7 protein-coding genes, 1 tRNA gene and 1 pseudogene are annotated in these 7,748 nt (G+C 70.7%); 5 read left to right on the top strand and 4 right to left on the bottom strand.

Annotation, left to right across the window (positions count from 1 at the left end; genetic code table 11):
* Both GI374_RS13480 and GI374_RS13475 read right to left on the bottom strand, forming a co-directional pair.
* Positions 1–463 (bottom strand): annotated as a pseudogene (locus tag GI374_RS13480) (hypothetical protein); the annotation flags it as partial.
* Positions 464–728: 265 nt separating this feature from the next.
* Positions 729–2,963 (bottom strand): adenosylcobalamin-dependent ribonucleoside-diphosphate reductase, encoded by a 2,235-nt coding sequence (locus tag GI374_RS13475; protein ID WP_154337584.1) that lies wholly within the window; start codon positions 2,961–2,963, stop codon positions 729–731.
* A 158-nt stretch (positions 2,964–3,121) separates the two neighbouring features.
* Here GI374_RS13475 and GI374_RS13470 point away from each other — a divergent pair, with 158 nt between their 5' ends.
* Both GI374_RS13470 and GI374_RS13465 read left to right on the top strand, forming a co-directional pair.
* Positions 3,122–3,541, top strand: a complete 420-nt coding sequence (locus tag GI374_RS13470; RefSeq protein ID WP_154337583.1) for a DUF1489 family protein — start codon at positions 3,122–3,124, stop codon at positions 3,539–3,541.
* Positions 3,542–3,593: 52 nt separating this feature from the next.
* Positions 3,594–3,667 (top strand) — tRNA-Gly (locus GI374_RS13465).
* Here the strand turns inward: GI374_RS13465 and GI374_RS13460 are convergent.
* Entirely contained in the window at positions 3,633–5,147 is a 1,515-nt protein-coding gene (locus tag GI374_RS13460) for a class I adenylate-forming enzyme family protein (protein ID WP_154337582.1), read from the bottom strand. The genes GI374_RS13465 and GI374_RS13460 overlap by 35 nt on opposite strands.
* A 135-nt stretch (positions 5,148–5,282) precedes the next feature.
* Here GI374_RS13460 and GI374_RS13455 point away from each other — a divergent pair, with 135 nt between their 5' ends.
* From GI374_RS13455 to GI374_RS13445, 3 genes are read left to right on the top strand one after another with little or no spacing between them, the layout of a single operon-like run.
* Positions 5,283–6,035 carry a sulfite exporter TauE/SafE family protein gene (locus GI374_RS13455; RefSeq protein ID WP_370515352.1) on the top strand — a complete coding sequence of 251 codons (753 nt, stop codon included), beginning with the start codon at positions 5,283–5,285 and terminating at the stop codon, positions 6,033–6,035.
* Positions 6,036–6,044: 9 nt separating this feature from the next.
* Positions 6,045–6,392 carry a RidA family protein gene (locus GI374_RS13450; protein ID WP_154337581.1) on the top strand — a complete coding sequence of 116 codons (348 nt, stop codon included), beginning with the start codon at positions 6,045–6,047 and terminating at the stop codon, positions 6,390–6,392.
* Positions 6,389–6,892, top strand: a complete 504-nt coding sequence (locus GI374_RS13445) for an N-acetyltransferase family protein (RefSeq protein WP_370515351.1) — start codon at positions 6,389–6,391, stop codon at positions 6,890–6,892. Before GI374_RS13450 ends, GI374_RS13445 begins: the two co-directional genes overlap by 4 nt.
* Positions 6,893–6,898: 6 nt before the next feature.
* On the opposite strand, the gene GI374_RS13440 is transcribed toward GI374_RS13445, so the two are convergent.
* Positions 6,899–7,702, bottom strand: a complete 804-nt coding sequence (locus GI374_RS13440; protein WP_154337580.1) for a class I SAM-dependent methyltransferase — start codon at positions 7,700–7,702, stop codon at positions 6,899–6,901.
* Positions 7,703–7,748 lie beyond the last annotated feature (46 nt).

Genomic DNA, 7,748 nt, shown 5'->3' with positions numbered 1-7,748 from the left:
CAACCCGAAAGAAGACGGAGAGCGCCCAGGCCTTGACCCAGACATGAACCCATCCGCATAACTGAAGGTGGGTCACTTCTCGATGGAAAACCCGGGTCAGTTCCGGGTGGAAATCAACAGCCGTGAACAACTCGTCCAGCACATCCGAAATCGGCCAATCGCGGGGCCGCCTGAATTCTAAGATGGCATCGAGATCGAACCGGTCGTCCGTTGCTCCGTCGATGATCGTTGCGCCGATCGCTCGTGAGCCTTGGGCGTTTACGAAGGCGTCATCCATGTAGGGACGAAGTCGGCTGGCAGGCCGTTGCAGGTGTTCCGGGATCAGTTGGTAGCGCTTCTCGGCGACGCGATGGTCTCGGTCACTGAGCTCGAGCTCAAGCGCCGTGCCGAGCAGAAGCGCGTCCAGTCCAGGTGCGGTATCATCAAGGGGCATGTCGAACTCCTTCCCTTCGAGCTCGTCCAACTGCCTCCCTCAATCAACTCGCTCTATGAGTCAATATGTATGCGCTTGGACCAACCAGCAACACCATAGATAGTTATGTTCTCCTTGGGTTCTCGAGCGAACAGTTCGCCGATGACGCGCATCTTCGGCAGAGGAAGCTGCGCAACACGAGGTATCGCCTATTGCGATCCCGTAGTGGCACGACTTGCTAGTCGAATGGTCATCTGAACGGGTCAGATGGCCATGTTATGGTGGTCAGTTCAAAACTTCTTCTGCCGCCGCCGGCTCAACCGCAGCTGCTATGCCCACACGCCGGGCAGGTCATGCAGCCCTCGATCATCCGCATCCCCGGCGTGCCGCACATCGGGCAGACGCGGCCGGCGGGTGCCGCCATGCCGTTGCGGCCGGTCGCCTCCGGGTCCGCCTTCAGCCCCAGCCCCTCGCCCGCGATAAAGCCGATCGCCACCATGTGCTGCTCGATTACGCCGCCGATCGCGGCGAGGATCGAGGGCACGTAGCGGCCCCCCATCCAGGCCCCGCCCCGCGGGTCGAAGACCGCCTTCAACTCCTCGACCACGAAGCTCACCTCGCCGCCGCGGCGGAACACGGCCGAGATCATCCGCGTCAGCGCCACGGTCCAGGCGTAATGCTCCATGTTCTTGGAGTTGATGAAGACCTCAAAGGGCCGCCGCCGCCCGCCATGGATGACGTCGTTGATGGTGATGTAGATCGCATGCTCGGAGCCCGGCCATTTCAGCTTGTAGGTCGCCCCGTCCAGCGCCGCTGGCCGGTCCAGCGGCTCGGCCAGCGAGACCGGCTCGGGCGCCTCGCTGGCGACCGCGAGCACCGATCCCGTCACCTCGTTCGGGCGGTAGGTCGTGCAGCCCTTGCAGCCCGCCTCGAAGGCCGCGCGGTAGACGCCCTCGAAGGACTCGAAGGAGATCTCCGCCGGCACGTTGATGGTCTTCGAGATCGAGCTGTCCACCCACCGCTGCGCCGCCGCCTGCATGGCGACATGCGCCTCGGGCGGGAGGCCCTGCGCGTCGGCATAGGCCGGGGGCAGCCCCTCCTTCCCCTGCCGCCGCCACTCAGCCACGGCAAAATCGACGACCTCCTCCTCGGTCCGCGAACCGTCCGGCTGGAGGACCTTGCGGGTGTAGCTGGCGGCGAAGACCGGCTCGATACCCGACGAGACGTTGCCGGCATAGAGGCTGATCGTCCCGGTCGGCGCCACGCTCGTCAGCAGCGCGTTGCGGATGCCGTCGCGCGCCACCGCCTCGCGCACATCCGCGTCCATCCCGGCCATGAAGCCCGAGGAGAGGAACGCCGCCTCGTCATGGAGCGGGAAGGCCCCCTTCTCGGCCGCGAGCGCCGCGGAGGCCAGATACGCCGCCCGCGCCACCGCGCGCATCCAGTTCTCCGTTTGCGCCACCGCCTCCGGGCTGCCATAGACCAGCCCGCACATCGTCAGCGCATCGGCAAGTCCCGTGACGCCGAGCCCGATCCGCCGCTTGGCCTGCGCCTCGGCCGCCTGCTCGGGCAGCGGGAAGCGGCTCGCATCCACGGTATTGTCCATCATCCGCACCGCCGTGCGGACCAGTTCGGCCAGCTCGCCCGCCTCGATCCCGGCGCCTGGCCCGTAGGGGTCCCGCACCAGCCGCGCGAGGTTCACCGAGCCCAGCAGGCAGGCGCCATAGGGCGGCAGCGGCTGCTCGCCGCAGGGGTTGGTCGCCGCGATCGTCTCGGCATAGGCGAGGTTGTTCATCGCGTTGATGCGGTCGATGAAGATCACGCCCGGCTCGGCATAGTCGTAGGTGGCGCGCATGATTCGGTGCCACAGCGCCCGCGCCGGCAGGGTGCGCCAGACGCGGCCGCCGAAGACCAGTTCCCAGGGCGCATCGGCCTCGACCGCGGCCATGAAGGCATCGGTCACGAGGACCGAGAGGTTGAACATCCGCAGCCGGGCCGCGTCCTGCTTGGCGGCGATGAATTCCTCGATGTCGGGGTGGTCGCAGCGCATGGTGGCCATCATCGCCCCGCGGCGCGAGCCGGCCGACATGATCGTGCGGCACATGGCGTCCCAGACATCCATGAAGCTCAGCGGCCCCGAGGCGTCGGCGGACACGCCCCGGACCTCGGCCCCCTTGGGGCGGATGGTCGAGAAATCGTAGCCGATGCCGCCGCCCTGCTGCATCGTCAAAGCGGCCTCCTTCAGCGCCTGAAAGATGCCCTCGAGGCTGTCGGGGATCGTCCCCATGACGAAGCAGTTGAAGAGCGTGACGCTGCGCCCGGTGCCCGCCCCGGCGAGGATGCGCCCGGCGGGCAGGAAGCGGAAATCGCGCAGCGCGTCGAAGAAGCGCTCCTCCCAGCGGGCAGGGTCGCGCTCGACGGATGCGAGCGCGCGGGCCACCCGGCGCCAACTGTCCTCGACGCTCGTCTCCAGAGGCGTGCCCGACGCATCCTTGAGACGGTACTTCATGTCCCAGATCTGCTCGGCGATCGGCGCGGCGAAGGCGGACATGCGGGCTCCTGGACAAGGACAGGTCCGGTGATAGCCCGGACCCGCGCACCCGGGCAACGCCGGCTTCTTCTGTCCTCAAATATCCCGCGGGGGTGCGGGGGCGCGAAGCCCCCGCTCCGGCGCTTGCCGCTCGCGCCCGGCCGCCATATCTTGCGCCCATGCCGCATCCCCTCAACCTGATGAAGCTCTGCGTCGGCTGCCCGACGCCCGCCGAACTGACCGCCTGGCAGAGCCGCTTCGGCGACGGCCCGGCGGTTCACGTCACGCGCATGTGGCCGACCCGTCAGGCCGAGCTGCTGGAGGGCGGCTCGATCTACTGGGTCTTCAAGGGCATCATGGCCGCCCGCCAGCGCCTGATCGGGCTGGAGGAGCGGATCGGCCCCGACGGCATCCGCCGCTGCGCCCTGATCCTGGACCGCGAGGTGGTGCCGGTCGCCGCCGTTCCCCGCCGCCCCTTCCAGGGCTGGCGCTACCTGCGCGGCGAGGACGCCCCCGCCGACCTGCCCAAGGACCGCGCGGCCGAGCCATCGCTGCCGCCCAAGCTGATGCGGGAACTGGCCGCGATGGGGCTGCGCTGAGGCGCGCGGCACCTTGACCGGGAACCGCGCTTCGCGCTACCTGCGACCTCACGCGGGTGTAGCTCAATGGTAGAGCAGAAGCTTCCCAAGCTTACGACGAGGGTTCGATTCCCTTCACCCGCTCCACCCCTTCCGGCCCGATCCGCCATTCCCGGCGCAACGCGCGGCGGTTGATCTTGCCCGTGGGGGTCCGCGGCAGCGTCTCGGCGGGGACCAACACACGCGGCTGCTTGTAGCGGGCCAGCGCCGCCTCCACCGCCGCGCGCAGCTCCGCCTCGTCTGCCGGGCCGGTCCAGAAGCCCGCGATCACGCCCGCGCCGCTGGCGGTCGCCAGCTCCGCCGCTGCGACATCGCCCGCGCCCGGCACCGCGGCCAGCACGTCCTCGACCTCGCCCGGCGCGACCCGGTATCCGCCCGCGTTCATCATGTCGTCGGCGCGGCCGAGCGTGGTGATCGCGCCGTCGTCCGCCACCGCGGCGAGATCGCCGGTGAGGAACCACTCGCCCCGGAACCGCGCGGCGGTCTCCCCCGGCTGGCCGAGATAGCCGAGAAACAGCCCCGGATCGCTGCGATGGACCGCCAGCACCCCTGCCTCGCCCGGCGGCAGCGGCTGCCCGGCGTCGTCCAGCACCGCCACTCGCCGCCCCGGCTGTGGATAGCCCGCGCTTGCCTCGGGCGCGGGGTGCGCGGGGCTGCCGGAGAGGAAGGTCGAGCATTCCGACATCCCCAGCGCCTCGTGCAGGTCGCTGCCGGTGCGCGCGCGCCAGTCGCGCCGCAGGCCTGGGTCCAGCCGCTCGCCCGCCGCGAGGCCGTGGCGCAGCGCCGGAAGCGGCGCCCACTCGGCGCGCAGCATTCGCCGGAACACGCCCGGCGCCCCCGCGAGGATCGTGGCCCCGTGCCGCCGCGCCAGCAGCGGCAGCGCCTCGATCGGCGTCCCCTCGGCCGGGATCAGCGCCGTGGCGCCCACCGTCCAGGGGTCCATCAGTCCGGTGCCGAGCGTGAAGGTCCAGTTGAACGCCCCGGCATGCATCAGCCGGTCGCCCGCGCGCAGCCCATACCAGCCCTCGAACATCATCGCCCGCGCGAGGATCGCCCGGTGCGCGTGCATCACCGCCCGCGGCTGACCCGAGGTGCCGGAGGTGTAGACGACATAGGCCAGCCGGTCTGGATCGCCGCGCTCCCATGCGGCGGGCGGCAGGGCGGCCATCGGGCCGAGCTCGGCGGCATCCAGCACCTGCCAGCGCCCCGTCGGCAGAGGCACCCCCTCGCCGGCGATGCACAGCGCCGGCGCGATATCGCGGGCGATGCGGGTCACTTCCGGGACCGTCAGCAGGGCCGAGGTCGGCACCGGCACCAGCCCCGCCGCGATGCAGGCCAGATAGGCGACCGGAAAGGCCGGCTCGTTGCCGATCCTGAGCAGCACCCGGTCGCCCGGCGCGAGGCCGAGGCCCGACAGCCCAGTGGCTGCTCCGCGCACGGCGGCGGTCAGCCGCGCGTAGGACCACCGCTCGGCCCCCGAGGCGGAGACGACGGCCAGCGCCAGCCTGTCGGGCGCGGCGGACCCGGCGGCGAGGACGTGTTCGGCGAGGTTGAAGGCGTCCGGCATGGCGCGGAACCTGCGCGCTGCCGCCGCGAAGCTCAAGCGGGCGCGGCCTTGCGCCCCGGCGCGCAAAGCGCCATGCCTGCCCGCGACACCTCGCCGCGGAGCGCATTCCTTGTCCCCCACCCCTGAAGGCCGCCCGTGACCTGGGCCGATGCGCTGCTGCTCTTCGGTGCCGGCTTCGTCGGCGGGATGCTGAACACCGTCGCTGGCGGCGGCACCTTCATCACCTTCCCGGCGCTCGTCTTCACCGGCATCCCCGAGGTCGCGGCCAACGCCTCGGCCACCTTCGCCGCGATGCCGGGCTATCTCTCCGGCGCGCTCGGCTTCCGGCGCGAGGTGCTGGCCTTCGACCGCCGCCAGCTGCTGCGGCTTACCGGCTGGATGCTGGTCGGCAGCGTCATTGGCTCGGGCCTGCTGATCGTCTCCTCGAACGCGGCCTTCCGCCTCATCGTCCCCTTCCTGCTGCTGATGGCGACCGCGGTGTTCCTCTGGGGCGACCGCGTCCGCGACTTCGCCGCGCGCCATTCTTCGGGCGTGACGGCGTTCGGGGTCGGCACGCTGCTGCCGGTGGCGATCTATGGCGGCTATTTCAACGGCGGCCTCGGGATCGTGCTGCTGGCGCTGTTCTCGCTCTGGGGGATGACCAACCTGCACCTGATGAACGGGCTGAAGACCTGGCTCAGCTTCGCGCTGTCGGCGATCTCGGCCGCGGTGCTGGCCTTCGGCGGGCTGATCTGGTGGGGGCCGGCGCTGGTCATGATGGTCGGCAACACGGCCGGCGGCTACCTTGGCGCGCCGCTCGCGCGGCGGCTGCCCAAGGGCGTGCTGCGGGCGCTCATCGCCGCCGTGGGCTTCGGCATGAGCGCGCTGTTCTTCTACCGTCTGCTATAGGAGCGAACCATGAGCGACATCAGACGCATCAACCCCGGCCCGCGCATGTCGCAGGCGGTGATCCACAACGGCATCGTCTGGCTCGCCGGTCAGGTCGGCGACCCCGCGCGCGACATCACCGGCCAGACCGAGACCTGCCTCGCCGCCGTGGACATGGCGCTGGCCGCCGCCGGGACCGACAAGACCCGCATGCTTTCGGCCCAGATCTGGCTCGCCGACATGGCCGATTTCGACGCCATGAACGCGGTGTGGGAGGCCTGGGTGCCCGCGGGGCAGACGCCGGCGCGGGCGACGGGCGAGGCGAAGCTGGCGACGCCCGACTACCACGTCGAGGTGATCGTCACCGCCGCCCTGTGATCCGCGACGCCGAGCCGCGGGACGCCCCCGCCCTCGCCGCCCTCGTCAACGAGGCGATCACCGGCACCACGATCACCTTCCGCTCGGTCCCGGTCACGCCCGAGGACCGCGCCGACTGGATCGCGTATCGGCAGCGCGCGGGCTTCGGGGTGCTGGTGGCCGAGGCCGAGGGCCGCTTCGCCGGCTTCGCCAGCTACGGCTTCTTCCGCGGCGGCGACGGCTATGCGCTGACGGTCGAGCACACGGTGCAACTGGCCGAGCCGTTCCACGGCCGCGGCCTCGGCCGGGCGCTGATGGCGGCGCTGACGGACCATGCGCGGGGGCGCGGCTTCCACGTCATGGTGGGGGCGATCTCGGCCGAGAACCGGGCGTCGGTCGCGTTCCACGAGGCGATCGGGTTCCGCCGCGTGGGGGTGATGCCGCAGGTGGGGCAGAAGTTCGGGCGGTGGCTGGATCTGGAACTGTGGCAGATGGTGCTGGATGGGCGGGAGGGGCCGTGAGTCGCCTCAAACCCGCGCCCGGACCGCCCAGGCGCGCGTGCCGAGCGCGATGGACCCGTCCGCCTGCCGGGGCAGCGTCTCGGAGAGCCGCGCCCGCAGCCGCTCGCGCGCGTCTGGCGAAAGGCTCATGCAGTAGCCCGGCGCCGGACCTGCGCCGAGGGTGAAGGGGTGCCAGAAGTCGTCAAAATTACGGAACACGGAGGGAGATTCCATCGCGATCACCTCCGGCTCCAGCCCCGCATCTCGGGCGAGCGCGGCGAGGCCCTCCCGGGTGCAGAACGGAAAGCGTCGATTCTCGGTCAGGTCGCGGGCGGCGGGGTCGAGGGCGGCCGCCGCGTCCCAGAAGGCGCGCATAAAGCCCATGCCGCCGCCGGGATAATCCCAGACGTAGAAGGCAACGGTTCCGCCCGGCTGCACGATCCGCCGCATCTCGCGCAAGGCTGCCACGCGGTCGGGAATGAAGTTCAGCGAAAGCCCCGCCACGGCGGCGTCACGGCTGGCTTCGGGCAGCGTCGCCAAGGCCGCGGCATCGCCCAACCGGAACTCCACCCGCGGATCATCCAACGCCCGCCGGGCCGTGGCGATGAACCCCTCGGACGGATCGATTGCGAGGACGCCCGCCGGATCGGACTGGCGAAGGATCGCCTGCGTCAGCGCGCCGGTCCCGCAGCCGAGATCGAGCCAGTCGAGCCCGCCCGGCAGGCCCAGCCAGTCGAGAAACCGGGCCGCAATGGGACGGCTCCACCGGCCCATGTAGGCTTCGTAGCTGTCGCCGGCCTGCCAGGCGTCGTGACGGGCGGATGGGGGCATCGCGGACCTCCGGTCACGGTGAGACTATACCAAAGCTCACGTGTCA

Origin of the sequence: Paracoccus sp. S-4012, from assembly GCF_009674885.1 — a bacterium.
In the GTDB taxonomy this organism is placed as follows: Bacteria; Pseudomonadota; Alphaproteobacteria; order Rhodobacterales; family Rhodobacteraceae; genus Paracoccus.
Note: the sequence above shows the minus strand (reverse complement) of the source record. Positions and strands in the feature narration are given on the sequence as shown.